Below are 17,712 nucleotides of genomic sequence, written 5' to 3' on the forward strand. Positions count from 1 at the left end.
AGGGCAAAAATACCGCCCCATAATGTTGAATCTAGATCAAAATTGTGGTGATTGAGCCATCGGGAAAAGTGTGTGATCTTTTCGGCAGTCGTTGCCTTTTTTGTTACAATTGAACCTTTCTCATTATTTGGAAGTGTTTATGGAATTTGATTTGCCCACCTTATTGTTGATGATCATCCCATTGATATTTGCCATCACTGTTCATGAAGCGGCGCACGGCTATATGGCCAATCTGTTAGGCGATAATACGGCGAAAATGCAGGGGCGTTTGTCTTTGTCACCGTTAAAGCACATTGACCCGATTGGGACGATTGTGGTGCCTTTGGTGATGCTTGTGGTGTCAAGCATGGCAGGCTCGATGTTTGTCTTTGGTTGGGCAAAGCCGGTGCCATTTGATCCGCGTAATTTTAAAAATCCACGCAAAGACATTGCATTGACTGCGTTTGCAGGGCCATTATCGAACCTCATTCAAGGGTTTATTTGGGCGCTGGTGTTGATGATTGTCTCCAGCACCATGCATGTGACCAATGAGCCGAGCATGGGGCTTGGATTGTTAAAAATGGCGTATTTTGGCATCTCCATCAATGTCTTTTTAATGGTGCTCAACCTAATGCCCATTCCACCCCTTGATGGCGGACGCATCGCGATGATGCTGTTGCCATACAATGCAGCAAAACAATTAGAAAAAATTGAGCCTTATGGTGTGTGGATTTTGCTTGGGTTATTGTATGTCAACATTTTACCGTTAGGCTTGATCTCAAACTATGTGATCAAACTTATTTTATCCATTGTCGGAGTCTTTTTTTAGGATAGTCAAATGTCTCAACGAATTATATTAACGGGGATTACCACCACAGGCACGCCACATCTTGGCAATTATGCAGGCGCCATTGGTCCTGCCATTGAAATGAGTCAGCAAAATGATAACTGCTTTTTCTTTTTAGCCGATTATCATGCCTTGATCAAATGCCAAGAGCCTGAGCGCATCATTCAGTCGCGTCAAGAGATTGCTGCAACGTGGCTCGCTTTAGGATTAGACACAGAAAAAGCCACGTTTTATCGTCAATCAGACATTCCTGAAATCACGCAATTGATGTGGTTATTGACCTGTGTGACGGCGAAAGGGCTGATGAATCGCGCACATGCTTATAAAGCGGCTGTGGATGCGAATACAAGCAATGATGAAGATGCAGATAAAGGCATCACCATGGGTTTATTCTCGTATCCTGTGTTGATGGCAGCGGACATTTTGATGTTCAATGCCACCGATGTGCCTGTCGGGCGCGATCAGATTCAACATGTGGAAATGGCGCGTGACATTGCCCAGCGTTTTAACTACTTATATGGTGAGCATTTTGTCTTGCCAGAAGCCAAAATTGCTGACAATGTTGCATTATTGCCCGGCACAGATGGCCGTAAAATGAGTAAGAGTTATAACAACACCATTCCATTGTTCTTGCCTGAAAAACAGTTGCGTAAAGCGATTATGCGCATTGTGACTGATTCCAGTGAGCCTGGTGAGCCTAAAGACCCCGATCAATCCATATTGTATGAAATGTACAAAGCCTTTGCCACTGAAGCAGAGTGCGCACAGATCCGTCAAGCGTATGCAGATGGCATTGCGTGGGGCGAGATGAAGCAAGTGCTCTTTGAAAAGGTCAATGCTTTACTCAGTGAACCACGTGAAAAATACAATGAATTGATGGCCAATCCGCAATATGTGGAAAACATTTTATTGCAAGGCGCTGAGAAAGCACGCGCGCATACTGTGCCATTTATTGAGAATTTGAAAAAAGCTGTGGGTCTATAAGATGCAGTTATCCTTTGAGCAGGACAACGTTGGAGCGATTTATAAAGGGGAAACGGTGGCAGCACCAATGGATCTCTTTATTCCGCCCGATGCGCTTGAGCTGTGGCTCGATGCTTTTGAAGGTCCCTTTGACTTATTGCTTTATTTGATCCGTAAAAATCACTTTGATATTTTGGACATTCCCTTGTCTGAAATTGCGCGTCAATATATGTCCTATGTGGATGTGCTGAAAAAAGATCGCTTTGAGTTGGCATCTGATTACTTAGTGATGGCGGCCTGGCTCGCTGAAATTAAATCGCGCCTTTTATTGCCAAAGCATCCCACGGTGGAAGAGGAAGAAGAGGGCACAGATCCGCGTCAAGAGCTCATGGAACGCTTACAATTGTATGCTCAATATAAAGAGGCCGCCCAAACGCTGCAGCAGATGGCTCGTTTTGAGGAGGAAATTTTCCCCATCACGCCGGTGCTGCCAGAGCTCATTGTCAATGAAGCCTTACCCGAGGTGCACATTGATCAGCTCACAGCGGCGTTAAAGCGTCTATTGAAGGATCAAGCGCACTATACGCAGCATGTGATCACGACGGAAGTCTTATCGGTGCAAGAGCGCATGGTGAACATTTTAGACTGTTTAAGTGATGTGGCCTTTGTCTCATTTGAAGCGCTGCTGAATCTCAAAGAGGGTAAGCTTGGCATTGTGGTCTCGTTTATGGCGATTTTAGAGTTGACGAAGCAACAAATGGTGGAAATTGTCCAAGATGATGCATATGGCACCATTCATTTGAAGCTCAAATGAGGATCGCTGATATCAAAACCGCCTAATTTTTAGGCGGTTTTGTTTTTTTGGCACTTTTTTTAAAAGTTTTTTCAGAATTTTTTAAAAAGAATCATAAAAAAATGGGGTGAAAAAAGGTATATTGTCAGGGGTCAAGCTGTGCGCAACAACTTTTTTCAAAAAAAATCAAAGAAATTTTTAATGTAAATTACTGAAAAATAATGATTTATCATAATTGATCAAAAGTTACGCACATATAGGGGTAGACAAGTCCTCAAAAATCCCTATAATGCAATCCATCTTTTGGGCTGTAGCCAAGCGGTAAGGCAGCGGGTTTTGATCCCGCCATTCCCAGGTTCGAATCCTGGCAGCCCAGCCAAATTTCTTCTTTTCTATTGAGTTTGCAGTTTTGAGCTTCTAATGCTTATGAAAAATATAGTCATATATCCATGCTGCAAACATCACCTTCATATCCATCACTTTTTAATCAAGGAAATATAGTCATGAGCGGCGCTCAGATGATGATCTTTGCTGGTAACGCAAACCCAGAATTAGCGGAAAAAATTGTTGAACACCTAGGAATGACTCTCGGTAAAGCTACTGTTGGTCGTTTTTCTGATGGTGAAGTTATGGTTTCTATTGATGAAAACGTTCGTGGTAAAGATGTTTTCTTAATTCAGCCAACTTGCTACCCAACCAATGACAACTTAATGGAGTTATTGGTGACTGTTGATGCACTTCGTCGTGCTTCTGCAATGCGTATCACAGCGGTTATCCCTTACTTTGGTTATTCAAGACAAGATAGACGCCCTCGTTCAGCTCGTGTTCCAATTTCTGCGAAAGTTGTGGCCAATATGATCACAAGCGTTGGTTGTGACCGTGTATTGACCATCGATCTTCACGCTGACCAAATTCAAGGTTTCTTTGAAATTCCAGTTGATAACATCTATGCAACTCCAGTAATGTACCGTGACATCATCGGTTTACAACCAGAAAACTTATGTGTTGTTTCGCCTGACGTTGGTGGTGTATTACGTGCACGCGCGATTGCTAAACAATTAGAAACCAATGATTTAGTGATCATTGATAAACGTCGCCCTGCACCTAACGTGTCTGAAGTGATGAACATCATTGGTGATGTGCGTGGTAAAAACTGTGTGATCGTTGATGACATCGTAGATACAGCAGGTACTTTAGCTTCTGCTGCCAATGTATTAAAAGAAAACGGTGCATTGTCTGTTCGCGCTTACTGTTCTCACCCAATTTTATCGGGTAAAGCGATTCAAAACATCGAGAACTCAGCGTTAGATGAAATGATCGTAACAGATACCATTCCATTGCGTCCTGAAGCAGAAGCGTGCGAAAAAATTCGTGTATTGTCTGTGTCTCACATCATTGCCAATACCATTCGCCGCATCCATGCCGAAGAATCAGTGAGCAGCCTTTTTGCTTAATTGAAAATTTAAGTTATATTATAAAGCCAGATTTTATCTGGCTTTTGTTTTTTATAGAGGATTTAAAATGTCGCGCACTGTATTTTGTCAAAAATTAAAAAAAGAGGCTGAAGGTTTAGCTCGTCCGATGTACCCTGGTGAAATCGGTCAAAAAATCTTTGAAAACGTGTCTAACGAAGCTTGGCAGCAATGGTTAAAACAACAAACCATTTTGATCAATGAGTATCGCGTCAATCCTTTAGATCCAAATGCGCGTAAATTCATTGAAGAGCAAATGGTTAAATTCTTCTTTGAAGACAGTGACATTCAATTGCCGGATCAATTTGTCCCTGAGAAATGATGAAAACCGCTCGTTTGAGCGGTTTTTTGTTATTCAATGACGCCTAAACGATCATCTTCCACCAACGGGTACTCATAGCTGTTAAAAAACTGATAATGCCACCATTCGTGGGAATAGTTATCAAAGCCTGCATTGAGCATCATGCCTGCAAGCATCAGGCGATTTTTTTGTGCCTCAATGGAGACATTGTAGTTAGCATGCCAAGATTCGGGTAAAAAGCTGTCAAAGGGCGTGCCCATGTCGAGGTATTGCTGCGTTTTCATGTCCACTAAACCAACATCAAGGGCAACGCCACGAGAATGCGGTGAGCCTCGTTTATGTGGATTGGCTAAAAAATCAGGATCTGGCGTGTGATCCCAGAAGATAAATTGCGCCTTTGGTGGGCGATAGGCATCATACACCACAAACTGGAGTCCTAAATGGGCGGCTTGTTCGATGGCCTTACGGAATTTAAGTTCTGCATCTTTGTGCAATAATACACGCGCTTTGTCATAAACAGCACGGCCGGTGAAATTTCTTTCATCCGCATAGGGCATATCTATGATAATATTGTGAGATTCGGGCGTCAGTTCGACTAAATCACTCATGGCTAACCTCGTTATAAGACAAGGAGTTATGATAGCGCTCTGAAAAGATTTGTGTTATTTTGCATAAAGAATGATCAAATCTAAAAATAGTGTTGACGACTCTATAGAACCTCTCTATAATGCGACTCCTCAACACAGCACGGACATGTAGCTCAGCTGGTTAGAGCACAGCACTCATAATGCTGGGGTCGGTGGTTCGATTCCACCTATGTCCACCATATAAAACATCTAAGCCCTTGTAATTCAAGGGCTTTTTTGTTATCTGAAGATAATTTGTCCCCTTTTTGTCCACATTTGTTTTTTTGGCTTCGCCCATTCATTAAAAGAGCAGTACACGCCAAATGTGAGTCTATTTGTGTCTGTAGATCATCAGGAAGGATATGCCTATAGGTTTCATAGGAACGCACTAGGATCGTATTGAGAAGCTTTTTATTGGCTCAAATGAATATGGGCAGGGCATTGACAAACAATTGCTAGAATACGTCTTAAATGAGCAGAATCCACAGGCAATAGGTTTTTATCAATATATGGACTGTGTCGTGGTTAAGCACATCGAAACTGATGGAGAGAGTGATCCTTATCCTATTTTGACGATGAAATATCAAAAGTATTCATGTACACGCAATCAACATGTTTGAATAACGTGTCGATTTTTTTGGATTTTTTAAACATGTTTTTTGTATTGGTTGATTGCATCAACATAAAATAATTTTGTTATGATATGCACATTCAGTCTTTAATCACAGTATGCAGATTTTGCATGCAAAACCGAGAATCTCTCATGACACAAAAAACTAAATTCTATCTTGAAAACCATCCTCATGTTGCTTTAAATGACCTATTGAAAATGGAAGGCATAGCCGATACAGGCGGGCGCGCAAAATTGATGGTGGCAGAAGGCAATATTCGCGTCAATGGCGACATTGAACTTCGTAAAACTGCCAAAATCCAAGCAGGCAGCCTCGTCACAGGTGCAGGCTTTGAAATTCTGGTCTGTGAAGGTTATGAAGCATAATTAAAAGTCGGCCATGTGCCGATTTTTTTATTCATTAACAAAGATTAGGAAGACTCAGAATATAATGTGGATATGAGGATCGTACGCGTGATTGACTCAGGACCTTTTAGAACTGTGTGCGATGAATGATAAACACTAAAGTCAATGGCCAGATGTACTTAAAATAAGCGCGGAAAAAAAGGAATAAACCACCGCATTTTTTTCGTTTGAATCACCTAGGTAATTTTGTTGTTATAGAGCCATTCTACAACATATAAGGCATCTGCCACCTCGGAGGATTCAACCATGCAAGTGACACCTGCGCTCTCGATTGTGCATCCTGTTTTGCTCTCACACGGTCAAAATGCCACTGTGTGGGACACGGATGGACAATCGTACATTGATTTTATCGGCGGCATTGGCGTCCTCAATTTAGGCCATTGTCATCCAAAGATTGTGGCGGCGATTGTGGATCAAGCCCAAAAGCTCACCCATTATGCATACAATGCTGCACCGCATGAAGCATATCAATCTTTGATGACGGCGCTCTCACAATTCATCCCAACGCGCAGCCCGATGATGGGTATGTTGACCAACTGCGGGGCAGAAGCGACAGAAAATGCCCTTAAAATTGCCCGCATTCATACAAAACGCACGGCAAGCATTGCCTTTGATGGCGGCTTTCATGGTCGCACATTGGCTGCCCTTAATTTAAATGGCAAAGTTGCGCCTTATAAGCAAGGTTTGGGGCCATTGCCGGGGCCTGTGTATCATTTGCCATTTCCAAGCCCGGACAATGGCATCAGCTGTCAGATGGCGATTGCGGCATTAGAGCGCCTCATTCAGGTGGAGATTGATGTCAACGAGATTGCCAGTATCTTTGTGGAGCCTGTGCAAGGTGAGGCGGGTTTTCAGCTCTTAGATCGTGACTTTGCCCATTATCTTCGCGCATTTTGTGATGAACACGGCATTGTGCTCGTGTTAGATGAGATTCAGTCGGGCTTTGGACGCACAGGCAAACCCTTTGCTTTTGAGCACTTAGGGATTGAGCCCGATTTATTGTTACTGGCCAAAAGCATTGCCGGCGGCATGCCGCTTGGCGCTGTGATGGGCAAGGTGCATCTGATGGAGCATGTACCAAAAGGCAGTTTAGGCGGCACCTATTCAGGCAATCCGATTGCGTGTGCCGCAGCATTGGCCACTATTGACATTCTATCCGATCGTGATGCCTTGACACATTGGGGCGCGCATTATGAAAAAACCGTCAAAGCACATCATGCTCAATGGATGAAAGAGGGCTTGACATGTGTTGCACCACTAACGGGCATTGGCGCAATGCGTGGCATCCCGTTGATCACAGAGAATGGCGAGCCAAACACACAACTATTGGCAGAATTATTACCAATGGCGCGTGAGCGCGGCTTATTGTTGATGCCAAGCGGTAAGCATCGCAACATCATCCGCCTTTTAGCGCCGTTGACGATAGAACCTGAACAACTTGAGGCAGGCTTGACCATTTTAGGTGATTGCCTGCACACCATAACCAAACCATCGATGGAGAAATGATATGTCCAATGCTGTATTTGTCTCGCCGGATGTGATCCGCGCGCAGTTTTCTGCGGCGATGTCCGATATGTATCAAAACGAAGTGCCCCTGTATCGTGATTTGATGAATTTGGTGTCCGATGTCAATGCGGCCACATTACAAAAAGATGGCGCATTATATGATCGCCTTGCCCAAACAGGTGAGCTTGAACGCTTAGATGAGGAGCGTCACGGTGCCATTCGCGTGGGCACAGCCGAGGAGCTCAGCACCATTCGCCGCCTGTTTGCTGTGATGGGCATGCATCCTGTGGGTTATTATGATTTAACGCCCGCAGGCGTGCCGGTTCATTCTACGGCGTTTCGAGCCATTCATGAAGATGCCCTTAAAATCAGTCCATTTCGTGTGTTTACGTCGCTGCTGCGTTTAGAATTGATTGAGGATCAAGCACTGCGGGACGAAGCGGCGCAGATTTTATCTGAGCGCAAAATTTTCACAGATGAAGCATTGCGCCTCATTGAGCAATATGAGCAGGCTGGTGGTTTGACAGAAGCAGAAGCGGCACAATTTGTGCAAGAAGTGCTGGAAACGTTCCGTTGGCATGCCGATGCCACTGTGACGGCAGAGCAGTATCAGAATCTACATGATCAGCACCGCTTAATTGCCGATGTGGTGGCATTTAAAGGGCCGCATATCAACCATTTGACGCCAAGAACGGTGGATATTGATGTGATTCAGCAACAGATGCCTGCGCGCGGCATGAATGCAAAAGCTGTGGTGGAAGGTCCACCGCGCAGACGATGCCCAATTTTATTGCGTCAAACCAGCTTTAAAGCTTTAGAAGAGGCAGTTTCTTTTAAAAATCAGCCAGCGGATGATACTGGCAGCCACACGGCACGCTTTGGGGAGATTGAGCAGCGTGGGGCAGCATTGACGCCCAAAGGTCGAGCTTTGTATGACCAACTATTAAATCAAACGCGTGCAGAAGTGCCGTCAACCACTGAGCGCAATGCCGATGCGTATTATGCGGCGCTTGAAAAGAATTTTGCAGCCTTTCCTGATGATTATGCCACGCTCCATGATGAAGGCTTGGCCTTCTTTGCCTATTATCCCACAGAAAAAGGGTTGGCCAATCGTGGGCAATACTCAAAAGAGATGAGCACTGCTGATTTAATTGCCGAAGGCGCCATCACTTATGAGCCGATTGTGTATGAAGATTTCTTGCCAGTCAGCGCTGCGGGAATCTTTCAATCGAATTTAGGTGAAGGGGCAAAGGCGGATTATGCACAAAACTCAAGCCAAGCGCAGTTTGTGGCGGATTTGGGTGCCGCGGTGATTGATGAGCTTGAGCTGTATGCCGCTTCCCAAGCGCGTTCATTAGAACAGTGCAAAGCGGCATTGGGCATGGTGTAAATTTTCCTTTCATCAGATGAATCGGCGCCCTGTGTGCCGATTTTTTGTTACAATCGGGTTCATTTTCATAACAACATGAGCACAATAAAAAATGAAATGACATGAACCAATCGCGTTTTGATGTTAGAAAATCAATTAAAAGTCATGAACACTCGGCTGAATCAAATCCTCAATCCCGCAGCATAGCACCCGCTTGATTTGACAGTCACCCATTATCTCGGATATTATTTATTAATAAATAAAGATTAATTTATTTTAAGTTAATCTTTATGTTAAACGACAGATTTTAATTTACATAATGCAGTTCGTTTATGGGTGACTACAATGAGAAAAACCTACACAAAAGCGGTACGCACCGGCGTCATTCTCATGGCCATGATGGTTTTATCAGGCTGTGATCTTGCGCTCTTTAACCCAAAAGGTGAAATTGCCGAATATGAAAAATGGCTATTGATCTTCAGTGCGGGGATCATGCTGCTGGTGATCATTCCGTGCATCATTATGGCGGTGGTGTTTCCATGGTGGTTTCGCGAGTCGAACCAAAAGGCCAAATATCATCCCGAGTGGCGTGAGTCAAAAATTTTAGAGAAGTTCATGTGGGGCGTGCCGATTGTCATTACGGTGATTTTAGCCTTCATCGTGATTCAAAGCACCATTGACCTTAATCCGAAAAAGCCCATTGAATCAGAGCATGATGAATTGGTGATCGAAGTGGTTTCGATGGATTGGCAATGGCTTTTTATCTATCCCGAAGAGGGCATTGCCACCATCAATGAGCTCTATTTACCGGTGGATCGACCATTGAAATTTCGCTTAACCTCGCAAACAGTCATGAATGCCTTTTTTGTGCCGCAATTGGGCACACAGCTTGATGTGATGAGCGGCATGGAAAACGTTCTTCATTTGATTGTCAATGAGCCAGGTCGTTTTCAAGGTGCATCATATGGCTACAGTGGCGCGGGTTATTCTGACATGAAATTCCCCGTCATCGCGGTGCCAATGGCGGATTTTGATGCATGGGTTTTAAAAATGCAGAGCACTGATGACAATCCATTGACGTGGGCAAAATACCAAGAGATGGTCAAAGCGCAGCCCATCAATGCACCGGTGCAATATTTTCATCCCATCGATAAGGGCATTTATTTGCGAGTCATCGGGCAATTTATGGATTTAAAAATGCTCGAAGAACACATGATGCACATGCATCACATGCCTGCCTCTCAACCCTAAGGAGCCGAATATGTTTGGACGATTAACCATTGATAGCATTCCATGGAGCCATCCCATTCCCTTAGCGGCGTTTGGTTTCATCATTTTGGTGGTGTTGGCGGTTTTAACCACCATCACTGTAACGCGCCGTTGGGGCTGGCTTTGGACGAACTGGCTGACCACAACAGATCATAAACGCATCGGCATCATCTATATTATTGTGGCGATTGTCATGTTGCTGCGCGGTTTTTCCGATGCCATCATGATGCGCACACAAATGGCGCTCGCCTCCACTGGTGATCGCGTGGGATATTTACCGCCTGAGCATTATGATCAGATTTTCTCAGCCCACGGCGTCATCATGATCTTCTTTATGGCGATGCCATTCATCATCGGTTTGATGAACATCATCATCCCGCAGCAACTTGGGCGCCGTGATGTGGCATTTCCTGTGTTAAATGCGGTCAGCGTTTGGCTCACCGTTGCTGGGGCGATTTTAATCAACTTATCCCTCGGGATTGGTGAATTTGCCAAAACAGGTTGGGTTGCGTATGCACCGCTCTCTGAAAGTTTATACAGCCCCGGCGTTGGTGTGGATTATTACATTTGGAGTATTCAGATCTCTGGCCTTGGCACCACCTTTGCGGCCATCAATATGTTTGTGACCATTTTACGCATGCGCGCGCCTGGCATGAAGATGTTTCAAATGCCACTTTTTTCTTGGTCAACCTTCTGTACATCCATCTTGATTTTAGCCACATTTCCCATTTTAACGGCCACCATGATCCTGTTAGCGCTGGATCGTTATTTAGGCTTTGAGATCTTCACCAATACATTGGGCGGCGGCAGTCAAATGATGTATGTGAACCTCATTTGGGCTTGGGGCCATCCTGAAGTGTACATTTTGATTTTGCCAGTCTTTGGGATCTTCTCAGAAGTGGTCTCCACCTTTAGCCGTAAATATCTCTTTGGTTATAAAGCATTGGTTTGGGCGATCATTGCCATTTTATTCATGTCGCTGACTGTATGGCTCCATCATTTCTTTACGATGGGGGCAGGCGTGAATGTGAACGCTTTCTTTGGCATTACTACCATGCTGATCGCGATTCCGACAGGTGTGAAGGTCTTTAACTGGCTGTTTACCATTTATCGTGGGCAAGTGCGCATGGAACCGCCAATGTTATGGGCAGTGGGCTTTTTGGTACTCTTTGTATTGGGTGGAATGACAGGTGTGATGCTGGCGATTCCGGGGGTGAACTATTCTGTGCACAACACCATGTTTGTGGTGGCGCATTTTCACAATACGATCATCGGCGGCGTTGTCTTTGGTGTGATGGCGGGCTATAACTATTGGTTCCCGAAAGCTTTTGGCTTCAAGCTCAATAAAGGTTGGGGCGTGGCTTCGTTCTATCTTTGGTTCTTTGGCTTCCTCTTTGCTTTCGTCCCGCTCTATTTAGTGGGCTTTGATGGCATGCCGCGCCGCGTCAGTCAAAACATTGATTATCGTTATGGCCCTTATTTGGTGGTGGCATTCTTTGGGGCAGTGATGATTCTCTTTGGCATCATCACCATGTTGATCCAGCTTTTTGTGAGCATTAAAAATCGTGAACAGTTGCGCGATGAAACTGGGGATCCTTGGAATGGCCGTACATTAGAGTGGTCGATTCCATCGCCGCCACCTGCATATAACTTTGCGGTGATTCCAGAGGTTGATGACATCGACATGTTTTGGAAGCTCAAACAAGAGGGCAAAGCGTATGATCCGCATCGAACTTATGAGGACATTTATGTGCCCAAACATACAGCCCTTGGGTTTGTGTCAGGCGGTGTTTTAGCGGGATTAACAGCCTTCTGTTTGGTGTGGAGCATTTGGTGGCTTGGCATCATTTTCTTTGGTGCAGCGATCATCTTCTGGATTGTGGAAAGTTTCCGTGAACATGAAGAGGTGAGAATTCCAAAAGAGGACATAGCTGCGGCCGATCAAGCCTTTTTACAACATGTTCAGCAATATCAACTGGCACAAGGAGGTCGCTCATGATCAATGCCATCAGCAGTCAAGAGATCAAAATGCGCCAATTAGAAGAGAGCGCACACAATAAAATCTTTGGCTTTTGGATCTATTTAATGGCCGATGCCATCATCTTTGGCACATTCTTTGCGGTGTTCGTGGTGCTTGTGCGAAATACAACCGATGGTCACACGCCACAAACGCTGTTTGATCTGACCAATGCCTTTGTGGAGACGATGGCGCTCTTAACGAGTAGCTTAACCTGCGGGTTGGCAATGCATGCTTTAAATGCAGGGCGCATCAAAAAAACCTTATGGTTATTGGTGGCAACGTTTATCTTTGGCGGGATTTTCCTCACCTTAGAAATCCGTGAGTTCATCGGCTTTATTGACATTGGCGCAACACCCCAAAGCAGTGGATTTTTATCAGGATTCTTCTCCTTGGTGGGACTCCATGGTTTTCACTTATCCATCGGGATGATCTGGATGCTTGTGATGATGTTTCAATTGGCGTTTAAAGGCTCAACATTAGAAACACGCACACGCCTTAAACTCTTTAGCCTCTTTTGGCACTTTTTGGACATCATTTGGATCTGTATTTTCTCCATCGTCTATTTAATGGGGGTATCGCTATGACCACAAACAATCGCTCAGAATTGCTTCACTATTGGGTGGGCTATGGCTTTTCCATTGCATTAACTTTGGCCGCGTTTGGTGCTGTGGTGTATTTAAAAGATGTGGTGGCCATCGGCTTATTGGCTTCAATCATTGCTGTGTGCGGCATCACACAGATCTTTGTTCAGATTGTTTATTTTCTGCATGTGAAAAAATCAGACAACGATGGCTGGAATGTGGCATCGCTCTCTTTTACGGGGATCATTTTATTGATTGTCATTGGCGGTTCCGGTTGGGTGATGTATTACCTGCACATGAACATGATGCCTGAGTTGCCGATGTGACGCGCATGCGCCCCTATTTAAAGCTCATCAAGCATGGCATCATTTTAGGTAATTTGATGCCGGTGCTGGCAGGTTTTTTGCTGGCATATGCCGCTGTGGGGCAATGGCAGGGTTTGCGCCTTGTGTATACTTTGGTGGGTATGATGGCTGTAATGATCTCTGCCACTGTGTGGAACAATATCATCGACCGTGACATTGATCGGCACATGGCGCGCACGAAAAATCGCCCGTTGGTGAATGGTGAAATTTCGCTTGAGATTGCCGTTGCCATTGCGGTGATCGCATCGCTGATTGGCTTTAGTGTGCTCTATGGATTGGTCAATCCCCTCAGTGGACATTTGGCGATGATTGGTTTTGTGGATTATGTGATCATTTATTCACTTTTTTTCAAACGCCATTCTCGATTGAGCATTGTGGTGGGCAGCATTTCTGGCGCTGTGCCGCCATTGGTGGGTTATGTGGCGCTTAAAGGCGCGATGGATGTGATGGTGTTGTGTCTATTCATCATTTTTTCCACATGGCAAATTGCTCACTCTTATGCGATTGCCCTCTATCGCAAAGCCGATTATTTGGCCACCAACATTCCAATGCCGCCACTTTTTATGAGTTTTGCACGCACACAAATGCGCATGCTTGCTTATGTCAGCATGATGTTGTTGGCCGTTTTGTATCTGGCGGCGTTTGAAGTGCGTGGTTTTTGGCTGCCAAGCGCGATGGTGATCACGGTTGCCGCTTGGTGGATCAGCTTACAACGCCCCATAAGAACCGATGTGGAAAAATGGGGCAAACAACAATTCATACATTCGTTGTGGGTGATCATGGCGCTTTGCCTATGGATGATGCTCACAGCCCTTTAGGAGGAAGTGATGACAAAACGATTGACCACAGTGAACAGTGCAACAGATGCTTTTGGCGAATTGCCCCGCGGCATTCATCATTTAGGAGTAACTGTACCGAACATTGATGCGGCCACCGAGTTTTTCCGCAAAGCCCTTGGGGCAAAATGGTGTTATGACGGCTTAACATTGCAAGATGAACCGCGCGGCGGGCAGATTGTGGAGTTGCAATTGGGTTTACCAAAAGGGGCAAAGATTGTCCGTCAACGCATGCTTAGAATTGGCAATGGCCCCGGGCTTGAATTGTTTGAGATTAAAGCATTAGAGCAGCGCCCGCCTTTGCGTTTGTCCGATTTTGGCATCAATCACATGGCGCTTTATTGTGATGATTTAGAAGGTTGTGTGGCGCGCATTCAAGCAGCGGGCGGCAAATTGCTCGATCAAATTCATGGCAATTCACGCCACGAAGACAGCGAGGGCAATGGCAGCATTTATGCTTTATCGCCGTGGGGCATGCTCATTGAGCTGCAATCGATTCCCAATGGTTACTATTATGATGAAGACTCCGAAGCCATCGCATGGTTGCCCAATCGTCGCGGCGGATGATCACAAAGTGTAAAAACTTTGATATTTATCAAGGTTTACAAAATGTGGTATGATGCGCGCGAGTGAGGATTCATCCCCACATCGATACTATTGAAGGAGTTTATATGCGTTTAAAAAGTTTATTATTATGTGTGCCATTTGCCTTGAGTTTAGCAGCAGCTGATACAAAAGCAGAAGCGGTGATCACACATAAAATGGACAATTTCCCAATTGCTGAATCTGTAGAGATCAATGCAGGTAAAGACATCATCTTTTTAAGTGGCAAAGTGCCAACGAAAAAAGCAGCCGATTTACCCAATACAGAATTGGCATCTTACGGTAACACAGAAGAGCAAACCATCAATGTTTTAGAACAAATTCAAGCGCATTTGGCTCAATTAGGCTTAAGCATGGAAGATGTGGTTAAAATGCAAGTGTTTTTAGTGGGTGGTGAAGAAACAGACGGCACTATGGACTTTAAAGGCTTCATGGATGGTTATACCAAATTCTTTGATGGCAAAAGCAGCAAATTGCCCGCGCGTTCTGCATTTCAGGTGGCTAAGTTAGCAAACCCTGCATGGCGTGTAGAAATCGAAGTGACTGCGGTTCGTCCGTAAGCATTCGATGAAAAAGCCTTGGGACGCCAAGGCTTTTTTTATGCCTAAAATTTAAGGCGCATCCACTTTTGATAAGAATTGATCGATAGCACGAACCACCGCATCGGTTTTTTGGGCATGCACCCAATGACCTGCGCCTGCAATCACTTTTGCCTGCACATTTGGCAATTGCGCGGTGATCGCGGCTTGATCTTTACGGGAAACATACGGTGAATCACCACCCACAATGAATAAACAAGAACCGTTCCATGGGGCAATGGTTTCCCAACCCACAATGTTTGCGTATTGATTCTCTAAAACTGGCACATTGAATTTCCATTCACCTTTGCCCGCGCGAAAGGATTTTAATAAAAACTGAATCACAAAGGGTTCGTCTAAATATTCAGCCATCGCAGCTGCGGCGATTTTACGATCCGTAATGCCTTGAGCACTCACCCCTTTGAGGGCGGCAAAAATCTCACTGTGACGATTTTCTTGATAAGCAACAGGTGCAACATCGATCACCACCAAAGCTGTGATGCGATCGTTCATCATTTCTGTCATGCGCATGGCGATTTTTCCGCCCATTGAATGGCCAATGATGATGGCTTTTTCCACATTGAGATGATCAAGCAGCGCCACCACATCTTTGGCCATTTCGCCATAATTCATGACATCGGTGTGAAAGGATTCGCCGTGATTGCGCACATCCACTTGAATGGTGGTGTAATCGGTCAATGCTCGGGCAATCATGCCAAGGTTGTTCATGTCGCCAAATAGGCCATGAATGAGCACAATCGGTGTGGTATGTCGCGGTGCATCGGGTGTTGTGATTTTATGATTGAGTAATGTTTGCATAATGGTGTTTAAAATGAAGGATCATGGCAGAATTCTAACATAATGCATCACAATTGCTCATTATGCTCTATGCTTTAACCATGATTCATCCACAATAAAGAAAGATAGAATAATGAACAGTACCGTCATCATATTTTTACTGGTTTACATCGTCATGGCCTTAGGCAAATTTCCCGGGCTGAAATTAGATCGCACGGGCGCTGCGCTCGTGGGGGCGCTTGCCATGTTGGTGATGGGCGCAATCAGTGGGCAAGAAGCATGGAATGCCATCAGTTATCCAAGTTTGGGCTTATTGTTTGGCTTAATGGTAGTGTCAGGCGCCTTTGGCGTGTCGGGATTTTACCGTTTTGCCGCAGAGCGCGTGGCCACTTTAAAAGTCAGCCCGCCAAAATTATTGGCCATTTTAATAGTGGTGTCCGGCACGTTGTCCTCTGTGTTGACCAATGATGTTGTGGTGGTGGCCATGACGCCGCTTTTGATCGCGGTGACACTGTCGCGCGGCTTAAATCCTGTGCCATTTGTGTTGGCATTTTGCTTTGCGGCCAATACAGGATCTGCAGGCACATTGATCGGTAGCCCACAAAACATGATCATCGCTCAGCAACTGGAATTGTCATTTACAGGATTGTTGAAGGTTGCCGGTGTGCCTGCGGTATTGTCACTTGTGATTGTATGGGCGGCGATTGTGCTCATTTATCGCAATCGTTGGGATTTGCCGCCGTTTTACCGCAAAAGCCATGACAGCGCGCCAAATGTTGCGGTGCTCAATACATTAGAAACCACCAAAGCCCTCATTGTGACTGTTGCGGTGATCATCGCCTTTATGCTGAACATTTGGCCGCAAGCCATTGTGGCGCTTGCAGGTGCTGCGGTGTTGTTGATGAACCGTAAAATCTCTTCTCAAGATCTGCTCAAAGAGGTGGATTACAGCTTACTCATTTTGATCATGAGTCTATTTGTGGTCAATGCCGCGATGGCAAAAACAGGGTTGCCTCAAGCATTGCTTGGAGATTTAAAGGCAATCGGTTTGAATCTTAATGATCCCTTGTCCCTCTTTTTCTCCAGCGCTATTTTAAGCAACATTGTGGGCAATAATCCTGCCGTGATGCTCCTTGCGCCCTATGTGCATGTGGGCAGCAATGCCGATGTGTTAGGGGCAGCCTTGGTGCTTGGCACCGGTTTTTCCAGTAATTTAATTGTGTTTGGCAGTTTAGCGGGCATCATCGCAGTGGAGGAGAGCGCAAAATATGGCATTATGATCTCCTTTAAAGAGTTTGCCAAAGCGGGCGTGCCGGTGGCATGCATCTGTTTAGCGATGGCAGCGGCATGGATTGTGTTGTTAAATTTCATCCATTAGGAGGCAATATGTTGCATTTAATCACCCATTACACGGTGCTCGCACTCAATGTTTTTTCCATCGCCATTTTGCTTGTGGGCGTCGTTAAAGCCTTTTTTGGATTCATCATCAATGAAGGCAAGGGCGGCGATCGCTTTGATGTGGCCTCTAAAAATAACCATATTAAAATCTATTTAGGCTCGTACATTTTATTGAGTTTAGAGGTGTTGATTGCCTCGGACATCATCGAAACCATCATGAATCCAAGTTTAGATGACATTTTAGTGCTTGCTGGCATTGTGGTGATTCGTACGACCATCTCTTACTTTTTAGGCAAAGAGATCGAAGTGGCAGAAAAAGAGCGCACATCTTAAGTCAAAGTGATCCTAGGTTATCCACATCTTCTGTGGATA

Annotated in this window: 19 protein-coding genes and 2 tRNA genes; 19 read left to right on the forward strand and 2 right to left on the reverse strand. The window is 45.0% G+C overall.

The annotated features are described in order from the left end of the window. Positions 1-139 precede the first annotated feature (139 nt). From B9T20_RS05775 to B9T20_RS05800, 6 genes are all read left to right on the forward strand, one after another. Positions 140-808: a site-2 protease family protein gene (locus B9T20_RS05775; protein WP_094490215.1), complete on the forward strand. Its 669-nt coding sequence runs from the start codon at positions 140-142 to the stop codon at positions 806-808. A 9-nt stretch (positions 809-817) separates the two neighbouring features. After that, complete coding sequence (locus tag B9T20_RS05780; protein WP_094490216.1) at positions 818-1,810, forward strand: tryptophan--tRNA ligase; 993 nt, start codon at positions 818-820, stop codon at positions 1,808-1,810. Between the two features lies 1 nt (position 1,811). Then, entirely contained in the window at positions 1,812-2,603 is a 792-nt protein-coding gene (locus tag B9T20_RS05785; protein ID WP_094490217.1) for a ScpA family protein, read from the forward strand. Between the two features lie 283 nt (positions 2,604-2,886). Next, positions 2,887-2,961, forward strand: a tRNA-Gln gene (locus B9T20_RS05790). A gap of 139 nt (positions 2,962-3,100) precedes the next feature. Next, a complete protein-coding gene (locus tag B9T20_RS05795) occupies positions 3,101-4,036 on the forward strand; it encodes a ribose-phosphate pyrophosphokinase (protein WP_026165654.1) in 936 nt (311 codons plus the stop codon). Positions 4,037-4,103: 67 nt separating this feature from the next. Continuing rightward, positions 4,104-4,376 carry an oxidative damage protection protein gene (locus B9T20_RS05800; RefSeq protein WP_018121811.1) on the forward strand — a complete coding sequence of 91 codons (273 nt, stop codon included), beginning with the start codon at positions 4,104-4,106 and terminating at the stop codon, positions 4,374-4,376. Positions 4,377-4,405: 29 nt separating this feature from the next. Here the strand turns inward: B9T20_RS05800 and ddpX are convergent, their stop codons facing one another. Then, the gene (gene ddpX / locus B9T20_RS05805; RefSeq protein WP_094490218.1) at positions 4,406-4,963 is read right to left on the reverse strand and encodes a D-alanyl-D-alanine dipeptidase; all 558 of its coding nucleotides are present in this window, start codon (positions 4,961-4,963) and stop codon (positions 4,406-4,408) included. Between the two features lie 141 nt (positions 4,964-5,104). On the opposite strand from ddpX, the gene B9T20_RS05810 reads away from it, so the two are divergent. The 11 genes from B9T20_RS05810 (at position 5,105) to B9T20_RS05860 (ending at position 15,126) form a co-directional block, all read left to right on the forward strand. Continuing rightward, positions 5,105-5,181 (forward strand) — tRNA-Met (locus tag B9T20_RS05810). 563 nt (positions 5,182-5,744) lie between these two features. Beyond that, complete coding sequence (locus B9T20_RS05815) at positions 5,745-5,978, forward strand: RNA-binding S4 domain-containing protein (RefSeq protein WP_094490219.1); 234 nt, start codon at positions 5,745-5,747, stop codon at positions 5,976-5,978. Between the two features lie 285 nt (positions 5,979-6,263). Beyond that, positions 6,264-7,523: an aspartate aminotransferase family protein gene (locus B9T20_RS05820; RefSeq protein ID WP_094490220.1), complete on the forward strand. Its 1,260-nt coding sequence runs from the start codon at positions 6,264-6,266 to the stop codon at positions 7,521-7,523. A gap of 1 nt (position 7,524) precedes the next feature. Continuing rightward, positions 7,525-8,913 (forward strand): VOC family protein, encoded by a 1,389-nt coding sequence (locus tag B9T20_RS05825; protein WP_094490221.1) that lies wholly within the window; start codon positions 7,525-7,527, stop codon positions 8,911-8,913. A 324-nt stretch (positions 8,914-9,237) separates the two neighbouring features. Beyond that, on the forward strand, positions 9,238-10,143 hold the full coding sequence (gene cyoA, locus B9T20_RS05830; protein WP_094490222.1) for a ubiquinol oxidase subunit II: 906 nt from the start codon (positions 9,238-9,240) through the stop codon (positions 10,141-10,143). Between the two features lie 10 nt (positions 10,144-10,153). After that, complete coding sequence (locus B9T20_RS05835) at positions 10,154-12,160, forward strand: cbb3-type cytochrome c oxidase subunit I (RefSeq protein ID WP_094490223.1); 2,007 nt, start codon at positions 10,154-10,156, stop codon at positions 12,158-12,160. Then, positions 12,157-12,765, forward strand: a complete 609-nt coding sequence (locus B9T20_RS05840; RefSeq protein WP_094490224.1) for a cytochrome (ubi)quinol oxidase subunit III — start codon at positions 12,157-12,159, stop codon at positions 12,763-12,765. The genes B9T20_RS05835 and B9T20_RS05840 overlap by 4 nt, the downstream gene beginning before the upstream one ends. After that, the gene (gene cyoD, locus B9T20_RS05845; RefSeq protein WP_094490225.1) at positions 12,762-13,088 is read left to right on the forward strand and encodes a cytochrome o ubiquinol oxidase subunit IV; all 327 of its coding nucleotides are present in this window, start codon (positions 12,762-12,764) and stop codon (positions 13,086-13,088) included. Before B9T20_RS05840 ends, cyoD begins: the two co-directional genes overlap by 4 nt. 5 nt (positions 13,089-13,093) lie before the next feature. Further along, entirely contained in the window at positions 13,094-13,945 is an 852-nt protein-coding gene (cyoE, locus tag B9T20_RS05850) for a heme o synthase (protein ID WP_094490226.1), read from the forward strand. Between the two features lie 9 nt (positions 13,946-13,954). Continuing rightward, positions 13,955-14,530 (forward strand): VOC family protein, encoded by a 576-nt coding sequence (locus B9T20_RS05855; protein ID WP_094490227.1) that lies wholly within the window; start codon positions 13,955-13,957, stop codon positions 14,528-14,530. A gap of 104 nt (positions 14,531-14,634) precedes the next feature. Then, positions 14,635-15,126: a RidA family protein gene (locus tag B9T20_RS05860; protein WP_094490228.1), complete on the forward strand. Its 492-nt coding sequence runs from the start codon at positions 14,635-14,637 to the stop codon at positions 15,124-15,126. A 51-nt stretch (positions 15,127-15,177) separates the two neighbouring features. On the opposite strand, the gene B9T20_RS05865 is transcribed toward B9T20_RS05860, so the two are convergent. Further along, positions 15,178-15,963 (reverse strand): alpha/beta fold hydrolase, encoded by a 786-nt coding sequence (locus tag B9T20_RS05865; RefSeq protein WP_094490229.1) that lies wholly within the window; start codon positions 15,961-15,963, stop codon positions 15,178-15,180. A gap of 112 nt (positions 15,964-16,075) precedes the next feature. On the opposite strand from B9T20_RS05865, the gene B9T20_RS05870 reads away from it, so the two are divergent. Together B9T20_RS05870 and B9T20_RS05875 are read left to right on the forward strand one after the other, a co-directional pair. Then, positions 16,076-17,320 (forward strand): SLC13 family permease, encoded by a 1,245-nt coding sequence (locus B9T20_RS05870; protein ID WP_094490230.1) that lies wholly within the window; start codon positions 16,076-16,078, stop codon positions 17,318-17,320. Between the two features lie 8 nt (positions 17,321-17,328). Then, the gene (locus B9T20_RS05875; RefSeq protein ID WP_094490231.1) at positions 17,329-17,673 is read left to right on the forward strand and encodes a DUF1622 domain-containing protein; all 345 of its coding nucleotides are present in this window, start codon (positions 17,329-17,331) and stop codon (positions 17,671-17,673) included. Positions 17,674-17,712: the final 39 nt, after the last annotated feature.

The organism is Wohlfahrtiimonas sp. G9077 (assembly GCF_002252155.1).
Classification (GTDB): domain Bacteria; phylum Pseudomonadota; class Gammaproteobacteria; order Cardiobacteriales; family Wohlfahrtiimonadaceae; genus Wohlfahrtiimonas.